18 protein-coding genes are annotated in these 20,201 nt (G+C 53.3%); 11 read left to right on the plus strand and 7 right to left on the minus strand.

Going from position 1 to position 20,201, the window contains the following annotated elements:
• The first annotated feature begins 1 nt into the window (after window position 1).
• Genes exbB through Q8W24_RS12665 form a run of 3 tightly spaced genes read left to right on the plus strand, consistent with a single transcriptional unit; the run spans window position 2 to window position 1,560 of the window.
• On the plus strand, window positions 2-430 hold the full coding sequence (gene exbB / locus Q8W24_RS12655) for a TonB-system energizer ExbB (protein WP_303431996.1): 429 nt from the start codon (window positions 2-4) through the stop codon (window positions 428-430).
• The gene (locus tag Q8W24_RS12660) at window positions 423-803 is read left to right on the plus strand and encodes a biopolymer transporter ExbD (RefSeq protein WP_305475510.1); all 381 of its coding nucleotides are present in this window, start codon (window positions 423-425) and stop codon (window positions 801-803) included. The genes exbB and Q8W24_RS12660 overlap by 8 nt, the downstream gene beginning before the upstream one ends.
• Window position 804: 1 nt before the next feature.
• The gene (locus tag Q8W24_RS12665) at window positions 805-1,560 is read left to right on the plus strand and encodes a TonB family protein (protein WP_305475511.1); all 756 of its coding nucleotides are present in this window, start codon (window positions 805-807) and stop codon (window positions 1,558-1,560) included.
• A 15-nt stretch (window positions 1,561-1,575) separates the two neighbouring features.
• Here the strand turns inward: Q8W24_RS12665 and dbpA are convergent, their stop codons facing one another.
• Entirely contained in the window at window positions 1,576-3,159 is a 1,584-nt protein-coding gene (dbpA, locus tag Q8W24_RS12670; RefSeq protein ID WP_370693332.1) for an ATP-dependent RNA helicase DbpA, read from the minus strand.
• Window positions 3,159-4,262 (minus strand): tRNA (uridine(54)-C5)-methyltransferase TrmA, encoded by a 1,104-nt coding sequence (gene trmA, locus Q8W24_RS12675; RefSeq protein WP_305415284.1) that lies wholly within the window; start codon window positions 4,260-4,262, stop codon window positions 3,159-3,161. Before trmA ends, dbpA begins: the two co-directional genes overlap by 1 nt.
• 38 nt (window positions 4,263-4,300) lie before the next feature.
• Here trmA and Q8W24_RS12680 point away from each other — a divergent pair, with 38 nt between their 5' ends.
• The gene (locus Q8W24_RS12680; protein WP_303432000.1) at window positions 4,301-4,441 is read left to right on the plus strand and encodes a hypothetical protein; all 141 of its coding nucleotides are present in this window, start codon (window positions 4,301-4,303) and stop codon (window positions 4,439-4,441) included.
• 24 nt (window positions 4,442-4,465) lie between these two features.
• On the plus strand, window positions 4,466-5,347 hold the full coding sequence (locus Q8W24_RS12685; RefSeq protein WP_305452229.1) for an acyl-CoA thioesterase II: 882 nt from the start codon (window positions 4,466-4,468) through the stop codon (window positions 5,345-5,347).
• A 15-nt stretch (window positions 5,348-5,362) separates the two neighbouring features.
• Here the strand turns inward: Q8W24_RS12685 and Q8W24_RS12690 are convergent, their stop codons facing one another.
• Window positions 5,363-6,349 (minus strand): peptidoglycan DD-metalloendopeptidase family protein, encoded by a 987-nt coding sequence (locus tag Q8W24_RS12690; protein ID WP_305475513.1) that lies wholly within the window; start codon window positions 6,347-6,349, stop codon window positions 5,363-5,365.
• Window positions 6,350-6,444: 95 nt separating this feature from the next.
• On the minus strand, window positions 6,445-7,836 hold the full coding sequence (xseA, locus tag Q8W24_RS12695; RefSeq protein WP_305475515.1) for an exodeoxyribonuclease VII large subunit: 1,392 nt from the start codon (window positions 7,834-7,836) through the stop codon (window positions 6,445-6,447).
• A 239-nt stretch (window positions 7,837-8,075) separates the two neighbouring features.
• Here xseA and Q8W24_RS12700 point away from each other — a divergent pair, with 239 nt between their 5' ends.
• The 5 genes from Q8W24_RS12700 (at window position 8,076) to guaA (ending at window position 15,258) form a co-directional block, all read left to right on the plus strand.
• Window positions 8,076-8,555, plus strand: a complete 480-nt coding sequence (locus Q8W24_RS12700) for a DUF3015 family protein (protein WP_305415278.1) — start codon at window positions 8,076-8,078, stop codon at window positions 8,553-8,555.
• A 208-nt stretch (window positions 8,556-8,763) separates the two neighbouring features.
• Complete coding sequence (locus Q8W24_RS12705) at window positions 8,764-10,791, plus strand: DUF4105 domain-containing protein (protein WP_305475517.1); 2,028 nt, start codon at window positions 8,764-8,766, stop codon at window positions 10,789-10,791.
• A 141-nt stretch (window positions 10,792-10,932) separates the two neighbouring features.
• The gene (locus tag Q8W24_RS12710; RefSeq protein ID WP_305475518.1) at window positions 10,933-11,859 is read left to right on the plus strand and encodes an alpha/beta hydrolase; all 927 of its coding nucleotides are present in this window, start codon (window positions 10,933-10,935) and stop codon (window positions 11,857-11,859) included.
• A 150-nt stretch (window positions 11,860-12,009) separates the two neighbouring features.
• Complete coding sequence (gene guaB / locus Q8W24_RS12715; RefSeq protein WP_303432007.1) at window positions 12,010-13,497, plus strand: IMP dehydrogenase; 1,488 nt, start codon at window positions 12,010-12,012, stop codon at window positions 13,495-13,497.
• 183 nt (window positions 13,498-13,680) lie between these two features.
• Complete coding sequence (guaA, locus tag Q8W24_RS12720; protein WP_303432008.1) at window positions 13,681-15,258, plus strand: glutamine-hydrolyzing GMP synthase; 1,578 nt, start codon at window positions 13,681-13,683, stop codon at window positions 15,256-15,258.
• A 335-nt stretch (window positions 15,259-15,593) separates the two neighbouring features.
• On the opposite strand, the gene Q8W24_RS12725 is transcribed toward guaA, so the two are convergent.
• Window positions 15,594-17,288 (minus strand): LA2681 family HEPN domain-containing protein, encoded by a 1,695-nt coding sequence (locus Q8W24_RS12725; RefSeq protein ID WP_305475519.1) that lies wholly within the window; start codon window positions 17,286-17,288, stop codon window positions 15,594-15,596.
• Window positions 17,289-17,756: 468 nt separating this feature from the next.
• On the opposite strand from Q8W24_RS12725, the gene Q8W24_RS12735 reads away from it, so the two are divergent.
• A complete protein-coding gene (locus tag Q8W24_RS12735) occupies window positions 17,757-18,881 on the plus strand; it encodes an NAD(P)/FAD-dependent oxidoreductase (protein WP_305415268.1) in 1,125 nt (374 codons plus the stop codon).
• Window positions 18,882-18,960: 79 nt separating this feature from the next.
• Here the strand turns inward: Q8W24_RS12735 and Q8W24_RS12740 are convergent, their stop codons facing one another.
• Window positions 18,961-19,695 carry a cupin domain-containing protein gene (locus Q8W24_RS12740; protein ID WP_305475520.1) on the minus strand — a complete coding sequence of 245 codons (735 nt, stop codon included), beginning with the start codon at window positions 19,693-19,695 and terminating at the stop codon, window positions 18,961-18,963.
• A 186-nt stretch (window positions 19,696-19,881) separates the two neighbouring features.
• Window positions 19,882-20,172 (minus strand): putative quinol monooxygenase, encoded by a 291-nt coding sequence (locus Q8W24_RS12745; RefSeq protein ID WP_303432016.1) that lies wholly within the window; start codon window positions 20,170-20,172, stop codon window positions 19,882-19,884.
• Window positions 20,173-20,201 lie beyond the last annotated feature (29 nt).

A 20,201-nucleotide genomic window follows, 5' to 3' on the forward strand; every position in this document is an offset into this window, starting at 1 on the left:
TATGAATATGGATGTGTTGGCGGGTGTGATCGACTATGGCGTGATTCTGTTTCTCGCGTTTCTCAGTGTGGTGGTTGTCGCCGTCGGGCTGGAGCGCTTTGTGCGCTACCGGCAGTTGAAACTTAGCGATTTCAATGACCTGAAAAGTCTTGAACTGGCGTTGTCTGACAAGCTGATTCTGATTTCTACCGTGGCGGCCAACGCGCCTTATATCGGCTTGCTGGGCACGGTATTGGGTATCATGCTGACCTTTTACCGGATGGGTATGGACGCCAATATCGACACCCTCAAAATCATGGTGGGCCTGGCGCTGGCGTTGAAAGCCACTGCTGCCGGTCTGTTGGTCGCGCTGGTTGCGGTGGTGTTTTATAACCTGTTGATGCGGCGCGCCAAGGTGTTGATGCTGAAGTGGGAGATCGCCAATGGATGACAAGGCGTTTGAAAGCATGAACATGGTACCGTTTATCGACATCATGCTGGTGTTGCTGACGATTGTGCTGATGACGTCAAGCTTTATTGTCAGTGGCAAGATTCCGCTCAATCTGCCCAGTGCCAGCAATACCGACAAGGATCGTGACCAGCAACGTATGCTGGAACTGGATGCCGAAGGACAGCTATACCTGGACAGCTTGCCAGTGCAGGTAGCGGAACTGGATAGCGCATTAACCGGGGAAGATCGCCAGACACCGTTTCTGCTGCGGGCGGATAAAAGCATCGCCTTGCAGAAATTTGTCGATGTGATGGACGCGCTCAAAACCCTTGGTTTTACTCGTGTTGCCATCCAAACGGAAGCAGGGGGCTGATATGAGTCTGCGGCCATTTACGCTTTGGCATGGTGCTCTGATATCGGTCTTGCTGCATGCACTGATTGCCTTGCCCTGGCTGCTGGATCTGCAGGCGGCTCCGGTGGCGGAGTCGAAAGAATTGCTGGTGATTGAGCTGGATGGCCTGGAAAGCCAAGTCCAGCAACAACAACAGCATCTGGGTGCCCGGCCACAGGTTCACCAACCGGTGGGCGAGGCCAGGCCAACACCTCCACCAGTCGCCGCGGCTCAGGCCGTAGAAGCGGAACCAGACCCGGTTAAGAAAGCGCCACGACAGCCGGAAAGCCCGGTTAAAGTGAAGCAAAAACCGCCGCAACCAAAGCCACAGACCGCAGCTCAGGCAGCACAAGTGCCGCCAACGGAGCAGGCCGAGGAAAAACAAGCCATTGATGCAGGTCAAAAGCAGCAACAGCAACAGCAAACATTACAGCGGCCTGAGATCTCAAAATCGGCTTTGCGGCATTATTTAGCACGGCTGAAAAAATCCATCCAGAGCAACCTGGAATATCCCGATGATGCCCGTCGTTATCGCCAGACTGGTATGCCAGTGGTCAGCTTCCGGCTGCGTGAGGATGGTCATCTGGAGCCGGGCAGCCTGCACTTGGCCCGCAGCAGCGGTTTTCCCCAGCTTGATCAGCGCGCGTTGGCCGCGGCTACAGCCAGTGCGCCATTTGATCGTCCGCCCAAGGGGATGCAGGTGGCGATTGCCATTTCGTTTGCTCGCGCCAGTCGCTGATAACCGCGTTATCCCTTAGAGCTTTCTGGCCTTGATGGTTTTGCCCTTGACCCGGCCCTGGTTCAAGACCTCAACAGCTTGTCGGGCGGCGGTTCGTTCAACGGCAACGTAAGACACCATGTCCAGCACGTGGATTTTGCCAACCTGCTTGCCCTGGATGCCACCGGGTGCGGTGAGTGCTCCCAGCACATCGCCGGGGCGCATTTTGTGTTTGCGCCCGGCGGCAATACACAGGGTGGCAAATTCCGGCAGCACCGGGATTGGGGTATCGATGCTGAGTTCCTCAACAGCCATACAAGGAATATCAATACCTTGCTGGTTGTTAAGCGCCTTGCGTTTGTTATCTTCGCTGTCGCCGATCAGGGTGATGGCAATCCCTTCCTTGCCAGCCCGACCGGTGCGACCAATACGGTGGGTATAGACTTCCAGCTCGCGTGGTACCTCGACGTTAATCACGGCTGGCAAGTCGTCAACATCCAGACCCCGTGCTGCGACGTCGGTAGCAACAAGGAAGTTGGCAGAGCCTTGCTTGAACTGGGTCAAAATGGCATCGCGGTCGCGTTGTTCCAGGTCGCCGTTGATCGCCCGGGCAATAAAGCCCAGTGATTTCAGCTGCTGGGCGACTTCTTCGGTGCTTTGCTTGGTGTTGCAGAACACTACTGCTTGTTGAATATCAAAGTGTGCTAACACCCGTTCAAGAGCGGCCGGGCGCTGGTGGCGATCACACAAGACCAGGCGCTGATCAATGCTGTTGCTGGTGTGAGTGGATTCAACCTTGATGATCTCTGGCGACTGCTGGTATTGAGCGCTCAGTTTCTGGATGTTGTTCGGGTAGGTGGCGGAGAACAACAACGTCTGGCGGTCTTCCGGAGTGTGGCCAATGATGTGCTGGATGTCGTCGCTGAATCCCATATCTAACATGCGATCGGCTTCGTCCAGTACCAGAGTGTGTACCTGACTGATGTCCAGTGTGTTTTTGCGCAGGTGATCTTTCAGGCGTCCCGGTGTGCCGACAACAATATGAGCGCCGTGCTCCAGTGAGCCGATTTGTGGGCCAATGGATACACCGCCACTTAATACCACGACCTTGATATTGGCCAGATAACGGGCCAGCTGGCGGATCTCGGTGGCTACCTGGGATGCCAGTTCGCGGGTCGGGCACATAATCAAACCCTGTACGCCAAAAAAGCGCGGATTGATCTTGGTCAGCAGTGGAATGGCGAAGCTGGCGGTTTTACCTGAGCCGGTTTTGGCCTGGGCAATCAGATCCTTACCGTCCAGCGCCAGCGGCAGGGCCAGTTGCTGGATAGCCGTCATGGCGGTGTAACCCATGGTGCGCAGATTATCGATTTGTTCTGCGGGTAAATCCAGGGCTGCAAATTCACTGCTGGTTGGGGTTGAGTCGGTCATGGTGGCTGCCTGTGGTGTATCCGTGATGGACTGATGCGACCGGGCGGCGTTGCCGGCAGGGCTGGAATCAGCAGAGGTGTCAGTATTGTTAGCCGTGGTTTTTTGCGGATGTGTCTCGCTGCGCCGGGTGCGGGCAGAAGAGCGGGAACCGAGTTTGCCACTGCGGGCGTTTTTCCAGGGATCAACCATCAGACAGGTCTCCGGGTGAGTAACACACCGGTCTCAATATGATGGGTATAGGGGAACTGGTCAAACAGTGCGCAGCGCTGGATGGTATGGGTTTGTGATAACAGTCGCAGGTTGGCTTGCAGGGTTTCCGGGTTACAGGAAATATAGATGATATTGTCGTAGCCCTGCACCTGCTTGACGGATTCGTCGTCGAGTCCGGCCCGGGGCGGATCGACCAGCACGGTGCGGAAATCATAGCTGCTGAGATCGACGTCTTTCAGCCGTTCAAACTGCTTTTCACCGCGTAAAGCCTGGACAAAATCCTCGCTGGCGAGGCGGGCGATAATCAGGTTGTCGATCTGGTTATCGGCAATATTGACCTGGGCTGCAGCCACGGAGGTTTTGGAAATTTCAGTGGCCATAACCCGATCAAAACAGTTGGCCAGAGCGATGGAGAAATTGCCGTTACCGCAATAAAGCTCAAGCAGATCCCCGCCAATTCCTGCGGAACAGCGACGCGCCCAGCTGAGCATTTTCTGGTTCATCTCACCATTGGGCTGGGTAAAGCCGCCTTCAATCTGGCGATAACGATAGGTCTGGCCATCGACGCTCAGCTGCTCGGTAACATAGTCGCGTTCCAGTACAACTTTCTGTTTGCGCGAACGGCCAATAATGGCGACATTCATACGCGCCATCAGGGCACGGGCTGCCACTTCCCAATCGGCATCGAGTTTTTTGTGGTAAATCAGCGTGATCAAGGCATCGCCACTGAGAGTGGTGAGAAACTCAACCTGAAACAGTTTGCGTCGCAGTGGCTGGTTGTCTTGCAACTCGGCCAGCAAGCGCTGCATCAGATCGTTGATCTGTTCTGAGGCAATGGGGAAATCGAGCACTTCCAGCGGTTTTTTGCGGTCTTCCGGGTCAAACATGGCGTAAAAACAGCGGTCGCCACTGTGCCAAAGACGAAATTCGGCCCGCAAGCGAAAGTGCGTTACCCGGCTGGCAAACACTTCCAGTGCCGGGGGATCAAATTCAGACAGTCGTTGCGTCAGGGTTTGGCACTTTTGTTCCAGTAGTTGCGGGTAGTGCGCTGGCGTAACGCCGGGTTGGTACAGATCTGACATAAAAGCGGGTAAGCTCCGCGGAGGAATAAAAAAGGTAAATGAAAAAAGCCGGGCATTATACGGCGCTGGCAAAGTACAACAAGCGTACTGCACTGAAGCTTGAAAAGAAAAATAACCTGGCGGTCATTGCCCGGGTATTTTTCCTGGAACGCTGGCCGCTGATATCATCAGGCGATTGATTATAATTATAAAAGGAACCCGGCATGAGTGATGTTCTGGATGAGTTGATTGGTTTACTCGACCTGGAGCCAATTGGAGTGAACCGTTTTCGAGGTCGCTGTCAGGATCTTGGCTTTAAAAACCTGTTCGGTGGACAGGTTCTGGGTCAGGCACTATCCGCGGCAACCCAAACCTTGCCAGGTGATATTCATCGCGATTGGCTACCCCATTCCTTGCACTCCTATTTTTTACGTCCCGGCAATGTCAAGGACAGCCTGGAATTTGAAGTCTCGGTGCTGCGGGATGGCCGCAGTTTTGCCAACCGGCAAGTGCTGGTCAGCCAGCTGGGCAAAGCGGTGATGACCATGACATGCTCGTTTCAGCGCCCGGAGGCCGGGTTGGAGCATCAGGTCGCGAAACCTGCCGCCGAAGGCCCGGAAGGCATTGCGTCGCAGGTGGAGCTGGCGCGGCAGTGGCGGGATTGTTTCCCGGAGCGTTTACGACCGATTTATACCGCCGACAAGCCGGTTGAGATGCGGGTTGTCGATCCGGTTAATATTTTCTCGCCAGAAGTACGGCCACCACACAAAACGGTGTGGATGCGCAGTGATGACACCATGGACGACAGCATTCGTCATCACACGACCTTGCTGGCCTACGCCAGTGACTTCAATCTGATCACAACGGCTTTGTTGCCCCATGGGGTAACGGTATTCCAGAAAGAAATGCAGGTTGCCAGCCTGGATCACAGCATCTGGTTTCATCGGCGGTTCCGGATGGATGACTGGCTGCTGTACAGCATCGACAGCCCCACGGCTTCCGGTGGCCGGGGGTTCTGTCGCGGGCAGGTGTTTTCTGCCGATGGCAAGCTGGTGGCCTCGATCGCCCAGGAAGGTCTGATTCGCCATTGCCAGCCAGAGGATTAGTCTGGCGGGCTGGCGTCAGGGCTGAACGGTCTCGCTGGCAGCTTCCGGTTTGGGTTCCAGGAACAGCATGGGATCTATCCGGGCGTTGTTCAGGCTGAGCGTCCAGTGCAGGTGTGGCCCGGTAACTCGCCCGGTTGCGCCCACCAGACCAACGTGATCGCCTACCTCCAGCTGGTCTCCTGGCTGCACATCAATACGGCTCAAGTGGCAAAACATCGAAATCAGCCCTTGGCCGTGATCCAGCAACACGGTATTGCCGTTGAAATAATAATCCCCGGTTTGCACCACGGTGGCTTGCGCCGGGGCAATGATCTCGGTGCCGGTGGCGGCGGCAATATCCAGCCCGCTGTGCGGATTGCGGCGTTGGCCATTAAAAAAGCGTTGTAAACCAAAGGGGCTGGAAATTGGCCCTGTTACCGGCCAGATCATCGGTTGCCACGGAGCCGTTGCTTGCTGGCCGGAAACCGGAGTGAAGGACGTAAAGACACTTTTCATCTTGCGGCTTTCGGCACGGATACGTTCCAGCGCGGGCTGACTGGGATTGACGTGTTTGTTTTTTACCGTTAACCACTGTTCGGCGTAGCTGTGGGGGGTAACGTCGAAGGTTTGTTTTTGGCCGTTAATCGTCAAGGTGCGTTGACCTGGCGATGATTTCAGGTCAATGCCGACGACGGCGGTCCAGTGATGGTTGTCGCCATCGCCGCTATTAATGGTCATCACTGGACGACCGCCGACCTCTACTTTGGGGGGAGTGGCGCTGTTGCCAAGGTCGAACAGGGCGACACCACCAGGCACCAGTTGTTGCTTGGGCAGTGGTTGTTTGGGTGGCTGTTGCTGTGTATCGGCGCTGACCGGTAGCGTCAGGCACAGTCCCGTCATGGTGGCGAATAGCAGACGGGCGGATTTGGCCAGCGTGGTGTTCCGTCGAGTGGCTGGCTGGCTGTTTGAGAGGCTGCCGGAAGTCGTTGTGGCTGGGCGGCTTGTGTTGGAATCCTGCATCATTGCTGTTTCCTTCTCTTGCTTGTCTGTATCTGCCGCTGGATCTGCGGGCGTTGTCGTTGTGTACGCGATGTCTATGGTTGGCTCAGGTGTCCGGCTCAGGTGCTCGTTCCGTCGGTGTCCGGGTGCGGGGTGATGATCTCACACTCCAGCCAGCCTTGGGCCAGTCGTGCATGAACCCGCTCCCCGGCATGATGCTGTTGGGCATCACGAATCACATCACCATCGGGGGTCTGGCACAAGGCATAACCCCGGCCCAATACATTGAGCGGGCTAAGATTGTTGAGCAGCTGCGCCTGACTACCCAACTGTTGCTGGCGCTGCTGCAACAGACGTTGCATGGCATGGCGCAGGCGAATACCCAACTGGTCGTTCTGACTGCCCAACGCCGCCAGCGTGGTTTGTGGATGTTGGTGCTGCAGCCGCTGATGCCATTGCTGGATGTGCCACTGGCGGTGCTGTTGTTGCTGCTTCCAGGACGCCATTAACCGCTGCTCCAGTTGGTCGAGCTGCTGGGCGTTTTGTTCCAGTTGCCGGGCTGGGTGACGTAACCGCTGTTGCAGATGCTGCAGTTGCTGGCTGGCGGTCAGTAAGGACTGGCGCTGGCTCCGTAGCAGACGCTGTAACAGCTGAGCCAGTTGCTGATAACGACTGGACTGATCGTCGCTGACCAGCTCTGCGGCTGCGGATGGCGTTGGTGCGCGCAGGTCGGCAACAAAATCACAGAGGGTAAAATCCACCTCGTGACCAACAGCACTGATCACGGGCAAGCGCGAGGTAAACACCGCCCGCACCAGCGCTTCATCATTAAAACACCAGAGATCTTCCAGTGAGCCACCACCACGGCCAAGAATAATCACATCCACACGCTGATCCCGGTTGGCGCGTTCAAGGGCAGACACCAGCTGTGCTGGCGCGTCCTGTCCCTGTACCAGAGCCGGGTAGACATCCACTTCAATGGACGGATTACGGCGTTGTAACACCGTCAGAATATCGTGCAGAGCGGCACCGGTGGATGACGTGATAATGGCCAGGCGGCGGGCTTTGGGTATCGGCTGCTTGTGCTCCTGATTAAAGAGCCCTGCGGCGGCCAGTCGTTGTTTTTGCTGCTGGAAAGCCAGTAGCAATGCCCCTTCTCCGGCCGGTTTCATGCTCTCGACAATCAGCTGGTAATCCCCTCGGGCAGTGTACAGACTGACCTTGGCGCGAATTTCAACCTGATCACCTTCCTTGGGCGAGAAAGTTAACTGCGCAGTGCGAGAGCGAAACATGGCACAACGCACCTGGGCACCGCGATCCTTCAGGCTGAAATACCAATGGCCTGATGACGGGCGGGCAAGGCTCGACAACTCTCCTTCTACCCGTACATTGGCGAAGGATATTTCCAGCAGTTGCTTGGCGCGTTCATTCAGTTGACTGACCGTAAACACGGCGGGCGGGGTGGGTGAGGGCATGGTGATCTCGAACAGGGTTTGTGCAGAGGCTGCCATAGCCGCCGGGCTTTGACCAGAAGAGGGGATGGTTTTGTGTGGTGATTGTTCATCTGTGGTACAACTGTTTTTTGGCTGCATCAGCGGAAATGAGAGCGAGGGCGTACACAGGGTTTCAGTTGTTGGTACCATAAATGAGGTGGATAAGGCATATTAATGTCCCCCATGGAGTGCGGCAGCGAGTACATAACAAAACGCTGGTTGTCGTAATGAATTGACCCGGTTCAAGGATACAAACTATGAAAAAAATTGCGGCAATTGCCATTCTGACAGCATCATCTTCATTTGCACTGGCTGCGAATGGCCCAGCTGGTTGTGGCTTGGGTACGGCAGTTATTTTCCCCGATGCCAATGAATGGCATGAACATGTACTGGCAGCCACGACTAACGGTACTTCTGGTAACCAGACTTTTGGCATGACCTCTGGCACCTTGGGTTGTGAGGCGGCTCATGGTCCTCTGTCCCAGGGACTGACCCAGGCATTTATCGACGACAATATGGATCAGCTGGCTGCTGATGTTGCCGTTGGTGAAGGCGAAACCTTGAATGCGCTGGCCGAAGTGGTGGGTGTTGATCTGTCTGATCGCGCCACTTTTGCTGCTGCACTGCAAGCCGATTTTGACGCCATGTTCAACGAAAATGCGACTTCTGCTACCGCGCTGGAAGCCATGACTGCTGCGATGGCTGCGGATGCCAGCTTGCAAAAATACCTGGGCTGATCTGATCGCTCAGAGGTAACAGATTGCTGAACAGTGATCTGGAAAAAGTGCGCCAAGGCGCACTTTTTTGTGTCCTTTATTTACGTTATCGATTTCGATCTGCCGATATGGACGCACATAGAGATGTCCCCTAAAGATTGATAGGTTGCTGGTTGGGTATCCCGACAGGAGGGATATCTGATGGGCTTGATCAGTGAGCACATTGTGAATGAATAGTTACCCCGGCTGCAGCAGCGGTATCCCTTTGACCGAACCGTCGCGGCGCTTGCTTGCCTTTATTGTGTGTGCGGTTGCCGGTTGTCTGGGCCTGGTTCCGGCGCAAGCCGACACCCCTGAGCCTGACATGCTGTTGGCATCTCCGCCTGACTCCATGCTACAGCCATTGACCGCACCAGAATCACAGCGTCTGGATGCACTGGCCGACGCGCCTCAGTGGCGGCACTTGCTGCATTATCGTTATCACCCGTTCAGTTTTCGCTGGATGGCCCAGAATGATTCGCCGGATTTTTATCTGGCTCACCCGGATGGTCATCTGGAAGGCGAAGAAGGGCTGCGCAAAGAGCTCAAGGCCGATGTGCAGGCATTTTTACAACGGGGTCTCGGCCCGGATATTTCTGCACAATGCCGTTTCCCGGCCCGTTATCATTGGTTGCAACAACAGTTACCAGAATACGACTGGCAAGATCAGCCTTGCCCGGCATTTGAGGATTGGCGTGCCACACTGGATGCTTATTCCCTGACCCTGGTCTTTCCGGCGGCGCATATCAATTCGCCATCTTCCATGTATGGCCATACCTTGATACGTATGGATCGCAAGGACCCGGCGTCGAGCAAGTTATTGGCCTACAGCGTGAATTTTGCCGCCAACGCCAACCCGGATGATAACGAACTGGTGTTCAGCTATAAGGGGCTGACCGGAGGCTATCCCGGCGTGGTTTCGGTCATGCCGTACCATGTCAAAACCCGTGAATACCAGCATATGGAATATCGTAATGTCTGGGAGTATCCACTGGCACTGACGCCCACAGAAGTGGACCAGTTTGTTCGCCATGTCTGGGAGCTGAAAGATACCGGGTTTGATTATTTCTTCTTTGATGAAAATTGCTCCTACCGGGTGCTGGCGATGATCGATGCCGCCACGGAGCGTTCAGACTTGGCTGATGACTTTGTGTTAACTGCCATTCCGGTCGAAACCATTCGGGCGCTGGACTCCGCCGACCTGATCGCCGGACATGTGTTTCGGCCATCGGCTGCTGCCGAGCTGGAAAATATGGAATACCAAAGCTCGCCAGCGCAGGTTCAACTGGCGTTGCAACTGGTTGCCGGTCAACTATCACCGGCGCAGTTACCCAATAACCTGGATGATCAGCAACAAGCACAAGTGCTTGAACTTGCGTTTACCTATGCCCGTTATCTCTCGGTGAAAAAGAAACAGGCCAGCCCGGCATTACGGCGGCAGACTCTGGCCATTCTGAAAGCGCGCAGTCAATTGAACCAGACCAGCGGCAGTGCCTTTCCACTACCAGTGCAAGCACCGACCCGTGATGACCTTGGCCATGGCTCGACCCGGGTTGGTGTGGCGATGGGGGCGGTGGACGATAAACGGTTTACCGACCTGTCCTTGCGTCCGGCGTACCACGATGTGATGGATCGGGCGAAAGGTTTTGTCCCCGGTTCTGAAATCCAGATGTTACACCTGACGCTGCGTCACCAGCCGGATACCAGCGCCCGGGTACAGCAATTGTCGGCGGTCAAGGTCTTGTCTCTGGCCAGTCGAGGGGAGCTGTTAAAGCCACTCTCCTGGGGAGTGGATGCGGGCTACGATCGTTTGCCCGACCTTGACGGCCGTGCCGGGGCCGGTCATGGCTATCTGAATACTGTGTTTGGCTACACCTGGGGGCTGGGCCAAAGTCCACTGTCTCCCAATGGCATGGGGCGTATTTATACCCTGCTGGAAACCCGACTGATGGCCGGGCAACAACTGGGTGATGCCGGTTGGAACCTCTCGGCGGGGCCAGTGGCGGGCTGGCTGTATCAAGGAGCGTTATGGCAATGGCAGCTGTCGGGACAATGGACACCGGGGATTGCCGGAGAACAACTGGACCTTCAGCAGTGGCAAGGGCAGTTGGGGCGCACGATTCTGGATTCCGGACAACTCCGGTTAAAAGCCAGTACCCACCGCGTTGAACATGAGTGGGTTGAGCAATGGTCGCTTGGCCTGAACTGGTATTTCTGAGGCGGTATTTCTGAGGCGGTCCGGGTCATGTGGCCAACCAATGGCGGTTTTGATGGTGTGATGGTGTGGATGTCTTGGTTGTGAACAGCCTGGTTGTGATGTCTTGGGTTTGGATGGCGTAAAAGTGAGGATCTGGTTGTGATGGCATTACGCCGTTGGTGGCGTGGCGGTTTTGTGATGGCTGGTACGATCGGCTTGCTGGTATTGATGACGGGCTGTGCTTCGCTGACGCGCCTGTATTTTCACCCGCAGCAGGTCTGGGTTCGAACACCCGCCGCCCTGGGGCTGGCGTATGACGATGTTGAGCTGACTGCCGCCGATGGCACCTTGCTGCATGCCTGGTGGCTGCCGGGGCAAAAGGCTCACGGCACTGACTCCGTAATCCCCGGATTGTCTGCAGAGACCGCACACACCGACACCGAGGAGCCGCTACCCGTGGTGCTGTATCTACACGGTAATGCAGAAAATATCAGCTCCCACCTGCTCAGTGTTGCCTGGTTACCCGCACAAGGGGTTGGCTTGTTGGCGCTGGATTATCGGGGTTTTGGTGCTTCGCAGGGGCAGCCGTTATTGCCGGATGTGCTGCAGGACCTTCACGCAGCAGCGGCATGGTTGCAGCAACGTTTTCCTGAACGGCCTTTGGTGGTAATGGGGCAAAGTATCGGTGCCGGCCTGGCGGTACCTTTTGTTGCCGACTCCGCCGCGCGTTATGGCATTGATGCCCTGGTGCTGGAAGCGCCACCGGCCCGCTACGCTGAGGTAGCCAGAGATATGTTCTCACGCAGCTGGATCGGCTGGGCCCTGATGCCTGCCACCTGGTTGTTGCCATCCGACTGGGACCCCGATGCCTATGCCGCCGCGATTTCGGTGCCGGTACTGGTGATCCATAGCCCGGAGGATCAGGTCATCCGTATCGGGCAGGGTAAAATACTGTATTCCGATTTGACTGGCTCTGCCTGCTGGATAGAAGCCAGCGGCCCCCATGTCGCTGCTTTTGCCCAGCCGGAAGTACGCCAGCAGACTCTGGAATTCCTCTCAGGACTTTCCTGTCCGGCGTTGTCGAAGTAAGACTTTCCGGGTACAATGCCGCGCCTAAGTTTCTCCGGGGTCGCTTAAAAACGTGATATTCCCGGCGGATCAGGCCAGCGATCTAGGCTTTCCGTCACCGCGTTTGACTTCGGGTAACCTCCCAAATTTCCCCATTCTGGAAGGCTCTCTATGTTGCGAATCGCTCAGGAAGCACTCACTTTTGATGATGTGCTATTGGTTCCCGGTTATTCTGAAGTTCTACCCAATCAGGTTTCTCTGAAAACTCGTTTGACCCGTGGTATTGAGCTGAAAATTCCACTGATTTCTTCCGCAATGGATACCGTCACCGAAGGCCGTCTCGCCATCGCCATCGCCCAAGAAGGTGGCCTGGGCATCATCCACAAGAACCTGACGCCAGAAGAACAGGCCGCCGAGGTTCGCAAGGTTAAAAAATACGAAAGTGGCGTCGTCAAAGACCCGATTACCGTAACCAGCTCAACCACCATCAGTGGTGTACTGGCGCTGGCCGACCAACTCAATATTTCCGGTATGCCAGTGGTCGATAATGGCGAGCTGGTGGGTATTGTGACCCGTCGTGATGTACGCTTTGAAAAAAATCTGGAAGCCACCGTTGCTTCCGTGATGACCCCGAAAGAAAAACTGATCACCGTACTTGAAGGCACCAGCCCAGCGACCGTTCAGGATCTGCTGCACAAGCACCGTATTGAAAAAGTCCTGGTACTGGACGAAGCCGGCAAGCTGGTGGGTTTGATGACCGTCAAGGACATCGACAAGGCCAAAGCCTCTCCGAACGCCGCCAAGGATGATCAGGGCCGCTTGCTGGTCGGTGCCGCAGTTGGTACCGGTGCCGGTACCGACGAACGCGTTGATGCCCTGGCCGCAGCCGGTGTTGATGTCATCGTTGTGGATACCGCCCACGGTCATACCTCCAACGTGAACGGTACTGGCGTTATCGACCGCGTTCGTATGATCAAGGAAAAATACCCGAATGTGCAGGTAATTGGCGGCAACATCGCCACGGCTGACGCCGCGATTGCGCTGGCAGAAGCCGGTGCTGATGGTGTTAAAGTCGGTATTGGCCCCGGTTCTATCTGTACCACCCGTATCGTTGCCGGTGTGGGTGTACCGCAAATCAGCGCCGTAGCCAACGTGGCTGAAGCGATGGAACAATACGGCGTTCCGGTGATTGCTGACGGTGGTGTACGCTTTTCGGGTGATATCGCCAAGGCACTGGTTGCCGGTGCATCCGTGATTATGGTGGGTTCCATGCTGGCCGGTACCGACGAAGCCCCCGGCGAAGTGGAACTGTTCCAGGGTCGTGCTTACAAGTCTTACCGTGGCATGGGGTCACTGGGTGCCATGGGTCAGACCCAGGGCTCTTCCGACCGCTACTTCCAGGACAAGAAAGAAGGCGTCGACAAGCTGGTGCCTGAAGGTATTGAAGGGCGTATTGCCGTCAAAGGCCCGCTGTCAAATGTGGTTCACCAGCTGATGGGTGGTGTACGTGCCGCTATGGGTTATACCGGATGCGCGACCATCGACGATATGCGCACCAAACCCCAGTTTGTACAGATCACCGGCGCGGGCATGAAAGAATCCCACGTGCACGATGTACAGATTACCAAAGAAGCGCCTAACTACCGCCTTGGTGACTGATTCGTGTATCTCTCTGGCTTGTGTGCGGTTGCTATGCGCGCAAGCCCGGGAGGAACCACCCCACAGGGGTCGAGCGCTACGGATTATATGGATTAAAAGAGAGGGGATTAACGTCCCCTTTTTGCATTTTACATTGAACTGAACATTCACCCAGGGCCAAGGCCCGGTTTTCATGGATACCCTATGTCTCAAGATATCCACGCCCAGAAAATTCTGATTCTGGATTTTGGCTCCCAATACACCCAACTGATCGCCCGTCGTGTGCGCGAAATCGGTGTGTTCTCGGAAATTCGTGCCTTTGACATGGACGAAGCCGAAATTCTGGCATACAACCCAAGCGGTATTATTCTGGCCGGTGGCCCGGAGTCCGTTACCGAGGCCGGATCACCACGAGCGCCGGAGTGTGTCTTTACCCTGGGCGTACCCGTGCTGGGTATCTGCTACGGCATGCAAACCATGGCCGAGCAGTTGGGTGGTCAGGTTCAAGGTTCCAGTATTCGTGAATTTGGCTACGCCCAGATTCAGGTGGAAGGGAATGGTCAACTGTTCCACGATATTCGGGATCACATCACCGACGACGGCCAATCGCTGCTCGACGTCTGGATGAGTCACGGCGACAAGGTATCCGCCATGCCGGAAGGTTTTGAGCTGATGGCCTCGACGCCATCATGCCCCATTGCCGGTATGTACCTGGCCGACAAGCATTTTTATGGCGTCCAGTTCCACCCGGAAGTGACCCACAGCCTGCAAGGCCAACGCATTCTGGAACGTTTTATTCTGGATATCTGCGGCTGCGAAGTACTCTGGACACCGGCAAAAATCATCGAAGACCAGATCGAAAAAGTCCGCGCCCAGGTAGGTGAGCAAAAAGTATTGCTCGGCCTGTCTGGTGGTGTTGACTCCTCGGTGGTGGCGGCTTTGCTGCACAAGGCAATCGGCGACCAGCTCACCTGTGTATTTGTCGACAACGGCCTGTTGCGCAAGAACGAAGGCGACATGGTGATGGAAATGTTCGCCAACAACATGGGCGTTAAAGTCATTCGTGCCGATGCAGAAGCGCTGTTCCTGGGAGCGCTGGCTGGGGTCTCTGACCCGGAAGCCAAACGCAAGGTTATTGGCGGCAACTTTATCGACGTTTTTGACGCCGAAGCCACCAAGCTCAAGGACGTTCACTTCCTGGCGCAAGGCACCATCTACCCGGACGTGATTGAATCCGCCGCCTCCAAAACCGGCAAGGCCCACGTGATCAAATCCCACCATAACGTTGGCGGCCTGCCAGACGATATGAAAATGGCACTGGTTGAGCCATTACGGGAACTGTTCAAAGACGAAGTGCGCAAAATCGGCCTGGAACTCGGTCTGCCATACGACATGGTTTACCGCCATCCATTCCCGGGGCCGGGCCTGGGTGTTCGTATTCTGGGCGAAGTGAAAAAAGAATACGCCGATATCCTGCGCGAAGCCGATGCCATCTTTATTGAAGAACTGCATAACTTCGACTGGTACCACAAAACCAGCCAGGCCTTCGCGGTATTTATTCCGCAAAAGTCCGTTGGCGTCGTGGGCGACCAGCGTCGTTACGAATGGGTGATTGCCCTGCGTGCCGTCGAAACCATCGACTTTATGACCGCCCGTTGGGCGCACTTGCCTTACGAACTGCTGGAAAAAGTATCCAACCGCATTATCAACGAAATAGAACACGTCTCCCGCGTGACCTACGACGTGTCGAGCAAGCCACCAGCGACGATCGAGTGGGAATAATCACCCGTTAGTCTCTGGCTGGTAGTAACTGGCAAAAAACACATTTAAGCCCATGATTTCATGGGCTTTTTTGTTTTTATATCTGGCAGTATTTGGCAACTGATGGCAGCGGGAAGCACCGCTTGAGCGTGGTATAGCGGTGGTATTATTTTCTCCAGACACCATGCACAATCCTGATCAATATCACTACCTCTGGGCTGCTCGACGCTGTCTAAGGCGACGCAGGAGGAAATGGGAAAGGTTATGACTAAGGTTGTTATGCCTAGGTCTGAATTATGAAGCTGAGAACGGACTCAATACTAAGATAAGGCGGTGCAGTCCGCCTTATCTTTAATTTAATCTTTTAATGGGACGTCTATTGGCAAGTATATTTTATCATTAGGGCGCTTTTTTTCTTTGAAGTAGATGGATAGCGATAGATAAATAATTGAGTTTCTTGTCAGTTTTATTAGCGTCATTAGCCGGGACTCAAATTGACTTATAGGTATTGATAGAGAATGTGAGCTTAATTTTTTCTTTTCATAAAGATCCGATTCGAGATTTTTTAGGTCGGATTCTATTGTTTTGGATTCTTCAGGGGGCAAAGGGGATTGTAATTTCTCTCTTATTTTTTTAATCTCTAGATTAAGTTTTTCTAATTCACTATCATGATAACTGTTATGTGAGGTCATTAGCTCATAACCGAAATCATCTACTATTTTAAGTGATCTATGCTCCATGGCATTCCTAATTTCAGAAAATGCCTTAGCGTCTGGGTCTATCCACTTCGAAACAGATGAAGTGTTTTTAACGTCGCGAATATCTTTTAATATGTAAAATAAAGCATGAATAAAATGATTGTCGCTAGTTTCTAGCTTTTTATTGGGCTTCCAATTTTTTCTCCAGTTACTTGATTTGAAGTCTCGAAATAGATTGTCAATGCTTATCATGTTGTCATCTTTGATATCGTTAAGATCAAAAAAGCGACTTAGTAAATAAGCGATTTTGTCGAATAATGAATAAAGTATCCGGAATGATGTTTTGTAATGACTGATTTTTAGGTTGTTTATCGAGTGAGACATGTCGTCAACATGTCGATATGTTGAGTTATAGAAGTGTTGTTCTTCATCAGGTATGCTGTGGGCAGTAAAAAACAAGTAGCGTGCGTAGCAGTAGTCATTTTTTATTTCATCGAAGTTGCCATGATACGCTAGCTCTTCATGCATAGTGAGTGTTGAGTTTATGGATTGAGAGAAAGAAGGAAGAGCAAGAACATCCTGATGGGATATTTCAAAATCGCAGACATCATTTAGGTCGTTAATAAATAGTTTGTTCTTTGCGCACCATTGTAGATATTGTTTTTCCTTTCTCGTTTTTGAGCTGTTATACTCTTCTGAAAAGTAATCGAAGGAAGATTCCTCAAAGTTCTCCTCGAACCATTCCTTGAATCTAATTAAATACCCATCCCCCTCCAAATCGACTCTGTGTTCAGGATATAGTTGTCCGATATTCTCTACTGCCTCTTTGATAAGCCTGTAGGCGATAAAGTAGTGATACTCTTTGTGCCCGTTGTCATATAGCGATTCGCCAAGAAAGAGCTGGTTTCTAGCCTTTGATGCAATCGCTTCTATTTTTTTATTTATAGCTATGGCTTCATCATAAAGAGGTATGCAACATAAAGCCCTTCCTTGAGAAGAAAGATGGTTAGCCAAGTTTGTTAGAACCATTGACTTGAGGTTATTAAATGCTTGAATATTTTCAGCCTTTTGATTCCAGTCAGGTTTTGGGATTCTATGAAGAGATTTTCTGTAATAGATTATGGCTTTCATTAGGTCGTCTGAGTACCATTCAACTCTTCGGGCCTCGTAGAGTAAGGAATAGCAGTTTGCTATTGTGTAAAGGTAATGAGCCTCATAAAAAGGGTGTTCAAATTCAAATTTTTCTGATGTCAATCTCTCAATAAGACTTTCTAGGGCTTCATAGTCTCTGTTTAGTATGTGTGAATCAGCCTCTTCACTTAAATTGTTAATTTCATCTGTTGTCATGATCATGAAGAGCTCCTTTTATCATTTAATATTGACAATCTACCAGTCATCATAAGTCAACAGAATTTTTTCTTTTTGTAGTGGTCAACTAATCCCGGACAGTATTTTAAAGTTTTCCTCAGCCGCAACGGGCGAAATGCCGTCGTTGAATGTATGAGGTCGCTGCCGGTTGTAGTAGTCCATCAGATAACCACCAACATCTTTCTTGGCCTCGGCTAGAGGGTGTTCAAAGTTCTGTGTCAGCTCATTCTCACAAATCCACGTACTTGTCTATCCGGCCTTCAAAATGGACTCTGGTACCGATATCACATCACCCAGCAACGGTGCGGCAATATGTCGCTGTCTCTGATGGCTCTGTTGTTGTATATCCGGCGAGCAGAGTGAGTTATATTCCTTGTTGGTTATATTGTTTTGCCATCAGACGGGTGTGTTAGCAGCTGTTCTGTTTATCCTCGGGGATACAAGGAGAAAGTTATGAATATCACGATACTTGGTTCTGGATTTGCCGCACTGACTGCGATTCAGGAGATCCGTAAACTCGCTCCAGATGCGGAGATTACCGTGATTTCTCCTTCTCAGGAGCTGGTGTACTTGCCCAGTCTGATCTGGATTCCTTCAGGCCTGCGTAAAGGGGAAGATCTGATCATTGATCTGACCAACTTCTTCCGCCGTCAGAATGTTAAGCATATTGCCGCGAGGGTGGAGGATGTTCTTGATCAGGGCCGTACCGTGAAAACCAATCAGGGTGACTTCAGTAACGATGGGCTGATTATTGCGTCTGGCGGCCGTTTTATTAAAAAACTGCCGGGTATTGAGCATGCCATTACGCCCTGTGAAGGTATTTCTGCCGCTGAAGCTATCCGTGACCGGCTTAACGCTATGCCGGGCGGAACCATTGCCATCGGTTTTGGCGCCAATCCGAATGAGCCTTCTGCCATGCGTGGCGGTCCAATGTTCGAGTTTCTGTTTGGTATTGAAACCCTGCTGCGCCGTCAGGGCCGGCGCGATAAGTTTGAGCTGGTATTTTTCAACCCGTCACCAAAACCGGCGAAACGGTTGGGCGACAAGGTGCCTGATGCGGTGCTGAAAATGATGGCAGAACGGGGCATCCGCACCCATTTGGGTAACAAGATGAAAGGCTTTGAAGCCAATAAAGTGATTACCGAAGGCGGAGCAATCGACGCGGATCTGATTCTGTTTATGCCGGGTATGACTGGCCCCGCCTGGTCGCAGGAGTCAGCCATTGCCAAGTCGGAAGGTGGCCTGATCAAGGCGAATGAATATTGTCAGGTTGAGGGCATGGATAAAACCTATGTCGCCGGGGATTCCGGTAGTTATCCGGGGCCGGAGTGGCAGGCGAAGCAGGCGCATATGGCGGACCTTCAGGCGAAGGCCGCCAGTCGTAATCTGCTGGCAGAGCTGAAAGGTTCGCAACAGTTTGAGACCTTTAAGCATGAGCTGGTGTGCATTATCGATATCTTGTCACAGGGTATTTTAATCAAGCGTACGGAGCGTAAGAGTCTGTTATTACCTCCGCTCCGGCTGATGCATTACGCCAAGCGCTTTTTTGAATACTGGTATTTGCGGCAATATCGTTGATTGCAAAGAGTGCCCAGCTATCCAGTGCAGGGTGCCGCCAGCGCGGATCAATGTACGTGAAGCTGGTTATTAGGCAGTGTCATGATGGATGTTGCCCTTGTTGTAAATACGACGCTATGTCACAGATGTCGGGGTGCTGCAGCGGTGCTTGTTTCATCCAGAAGCGAGTACCTGAGCTCCCTGCTGTTCCCTGAAGTGCTGTACCGGCGGGTAGTCGAATCCAGCTCAAGGGTTCCAGGGTGTGATGGTCGACCTTGATGGCTCCGGACAAGATCAGTATTTCCAGGCCCCTGGCGTTGGCGATATTGATCGCTGAGTCTGGTGAATAATGTTCCAGCGTTACGATTTCGTGGCCATCACTGAAAAGCGTTTCGGCGTCGGCAGTTGGGTGATGGATGCCGTCGTTGCTGTTCTTGATACTGGCTATGGTGCGTTGCGGATGTGTTGCGATGGCGGCGATTTGAGCCTGGTCGTCGGCGCGAAACTGCCACAGCTTGACGAAGATCGTGCAGCCCGACAGTGCAGCGGGGCGATGACGGCTACCCGGTGGGTTGCGCAGATAACTGCCTTTCGGGTAATCGCCGTGTTCGTCCTGGAAAACGCCATCGAGTACCAGTATTTCCTCGCCGCCAGCGTGTGTGTGGGCAGGAAATGTACTGCCTGGTGCGTAGCGCACGATAGAGGTGGCTCTGGCGACTTCATCACCTTCGCGATAGATCATTTTTCGGTCCACACCGGCTGTCGGGCTGGAAATCCAGTCCAGATCCTCTAGCTGAACATGGATGGGAACGGTGAAGTTACTGTTGATTTTCATGGATGATTTGCTCCGTTGTTAACGGCATGTGAAATGTCAGAGCGCCAGAGCGTATCCGATCCCGTGTCTGTTGTGCTTTTTTTTGTCGCTCGACTTGCGATTGAACGCCGGTCGTCTGTTCTGGTCGGGCGCTGCGGTTATGCAGGCGTGTGGGTGTCAAAGGGGAGTGACACCCGGTAGCTCTCTTTAACTGATGACGCTCATTTCCGTGAGGGTAAATTCGACAACCGCGCTTTCCGTCGCCGCTAGGTAGGCGGCCAGATGTGGGGCATTCATATGGGTTTGCCAGAGTTCACGGGATACCCAGTTTTCATAGAGCATAAAGTGAGCGGGGTTTTCGTTGTCTTGGTGAAGGTCGTAATGGATGCAGCCTGCTTCGGCCCGGGTAACTTCAATAAGCTTTAACAGTTCTGTCTTTACCAGATCGATTTTGTCTGCTCTGGTGGTGATATTGGCGACGATGGTTAATTGAGTCATGTTGGTATCCTTTATTGGCAGCGGTTGTT

Origin of the sequence: Oceanobacter sp. 4_MG-2023, from assembly GCF_030689165.1 — a bacterium.
Taxonomy (GTDB): domain Bacteria; phylum Pseudomonadota; class Gammaproteobacteria; order Pseudomonadales; family Oceanobacteraceae; genus Oceanobacter.

What these genes read in the sequence shown, in the direction of transcription:
- xseA (WP_305475515.1), bottom strand. Translation starts at nt 7,836, where the DNA reads ATGGCAGCCTCTGCACAAACCCTGTTCGAGATCACCATGCCCTCACCC.
- Q8W24_RS12690 (WP_305475513.1), bottom strand. Translation starts at nt 6,349, where the DNA reads ATGATGCAGGATTCCAACACAAGCCGCCCAGCCACAACGACTTCCGGC.
- Q8W24_RS12725 (WP_305475519.1), bottom strand. Translation starts at nt 17,288, where the DNA reads ATGATCATGACAACAGATGAAATTAACAATTTAAGTGAAGAGGCTGAT.
- Q8W24_RS12745 (WP_303432016.1), bottom strand. Translation starts at nt 20,172, where the DNA reads ATGACTCAATTAACCATCGTCGCCAATATCACCACCAGAGCAGACAAA.
- Q8W24_RS12685 (WP_305452229.1), top strand. Translation starts at nt 4,466, where the DNA reads ATGAGTGATGTTCTGGATGAGTTGATTGGTTTACTCGACCTGGAGCCA.
- guaB (WP_303432007.1), top strand. Translation starts at nt 12,010, where the DNA reads ATGTTGCGAATCGCTCAGGAAGCACTCACTTTTGATGATGTGCTATTG.
- Q8W24_RS12705 (WP_305475517.1), top strand. Translation starts at nt 8,764, where the DNA reads ATGAATAGTTACCCCGGCTGCAGCAGCGGTATCCCTTTGACCGAACCG.
- Q8W24_RS12700 (WP_305415278.1), top strand. Translation starts at nt 8,076, where the DNA reads ATGAAAAAAATTGCGGCAATTGCCATTCTGACAGCATCATCTTCATTT.
- Q8W24_RS12665 (WP_305475511.1), top strand. Translation starts at nt 805, where the DNA reads ATGAGTCTGCGGCCATTTACGCTTTGGCATGGTGCTCTGATATCGGTC.
- Q8W24_RS12710 (WP_305475518.1), top strand. Translation starts at nt 10,933, where the DNA reads ATGGCATTACGCCGTTGGTGGCGTGGCGGTTTTGTGATGGCTGGTACG.
- Q8W24_RS12660 (WP_305475510.1), top strand. Translation starts at nt 423, where the DNA reads ATGGATGACAAGGCGTTTGAAAGCATGAACATGGTACCGTTTATCGAC.
- trmA (WP_305415284.1), bottom strand. Translation starts at nt 4,262, where the DNA reads ATGTCAGATCTGTACCAACCCGGCGTTACGCCAGCGCACTACCCGCAA.
- dbpA (WP_370693332.1), bottom strand. Translation starts at nt 3,159, where the DNA reads ATGGTTGATCCCTGGAAAAACGCCCGCAGTGGCAAACTCGGTTCCCGC.
- Q8W24_RS12740 (WP_305475520.1), bottom strand. Translation starts at nt 19,695, where the DNA reads ATGAAAATCAACAGTAACTTCACCGTTCCCATCCATGTTCAGCTAGAG.
- Q8W24_RS12735 (WP_305415268.1), top strand. Translation starts at nt 17,757, where the DNA reads ATGAATATCACGATACTTGGTTCTGGATTTGCCGCACTGACTGCGATT.
- exbB (WP_303431996.1), top strand. Translation starts at nt 2, where the DNA reads ATGAATATGGATGTGTTGGCGGGTGTGATCGACTATGGCGTGATTCTG.
- Q8W24_RS12680 (WP_303432000.1), top strand. Translation starts at nt 4,301, where the DNA reads ATGAAAAAAGCCGGGCATTATACGGCGCTGGCAAAGTACAACAAGCGT.
- guaA (WP_303432008.1), top strand. Translation starts at nt 13,681, where the DNA reads ATGTCTCAAGATATCCACGCCCAGAAAATTCTGATTCTGGATTTTGGC.